Origin of the sequence: uncultured Mycobacterium sp., assembly GCF_964249325.1 — a bacterium.
GTDB lineage: Bacteria > Actinomycetota > Actinomycetes > Mycobacteriales > Mycobacteriaceae > Mycobacterium.
Window position 1 is genome coordinate 12,573 of the sequence record NZ_CAXUCH010000050.1, and the last position, 1,105, is coordinate 13,677.

Genomic DNA, 1,105 nt, shown 5'->3' on the forward strand with positions numbered 1-1,105 from the left:
GGGTGACCAGCTCACGCAGCGGATAGCGTCGCAATAGTTCGTCGATCTGCGGGCTTAGCGCCAGCGCCGCGCGCGTCAGCGGATCGCCTGGCGCGCGCAGGGCCTTCGCTGCCGCCAGTAACGGGTCTCGCTCGCTGCGCGGCACGCCGGTGGCGGCGCGGTCAAACAGCCGCGCGCCGATCAGCAGATCGTTGGACAATTCGGTTTCGCCCTGACCAGCGTCGAGCTTGGCCACCACCGCGTCTCGCCAGCTGTGAATCGGGTCACCCCAGCCGTCCACTCGAAACGTCCACAGTCCCACGCGGTCCGGTGTGAACTGGCCGTGAAATACGAAGGGCTCCTCGCCCATCGTCATTGGAACGAGCAGCGGCTTGACTCGCGCGTGCGCGGCCGCCCCGGATGTTACGGCGGCCCCGGTCGTTGCCGCCTCAGTGACCTGAACCGCCTTGAGCCGGCGCATTTCGGTCACCTGCGGATAACGCGGGCCGAGATATCGCACCACCAGTGTTGCCGCGACCGCTTCGTGTCCCTCTCGCCAGACCGCGGCCCGGACGGGGACCACTTCACCTACGACCGCTTTTGCGGGATACCTGCCGCACGAAACGACGGGCTGGACGTCATCGATCTCGACCCGACCGGGCACGCCACTCCATCCTGTTGTATACGTAGTCGTCTGTTAGCCTCGCGCGGTCAAGCCGCGGTGTTGGGGAAGCCCTGTGCGCCCAATACCCACCGTAATGTCCGGCCACACGCGGGGCGCGGTAGCGGTCGCGCTGGCGCGCTCCGCCCATCCGGCAGTCAGCGAGGTACTGATTCCGCCGGCGCTGATCAGCGGGCTAAACGGGTGCCGAGACACGACATGACATCACGGGAGCTCGCTACGGACAGCTGCTACCGCGAGCTTTGGCCCCGTTTTGCCAGCCCGGCCTTGGAATCAGCCGGATCGCCTACGTAGCAGACCAACCGCGGCGACCATCGCCAGGCATTGGGTAGGTGGGCGAAGGATCGAAGATTCGGCCTTCAGCTGGTGCTCACCGACCGGCTACTGCGGCGGTGGTGGGGCGACGGGCTGGCATGCGTTGGCTGCGGGGTTCCACCAGTTGCC

General features: G+C 67.0%; 1 pseudogene (running past one end of the window). It reads right to left on the reverse strand.

Features of this window, described 5'->3' with window-relative positions:
* Positions 1-643: pseudogene (locus ACFE99_RS09120) on the reverse strand (alpha-1,4-glucan--maltose-1-phosphate maltosyltransferase) (it extends 1,460 nt beyond the left edge of the window).
* Positions 644-1,105 lie beyond the last annotated feature (462 nt).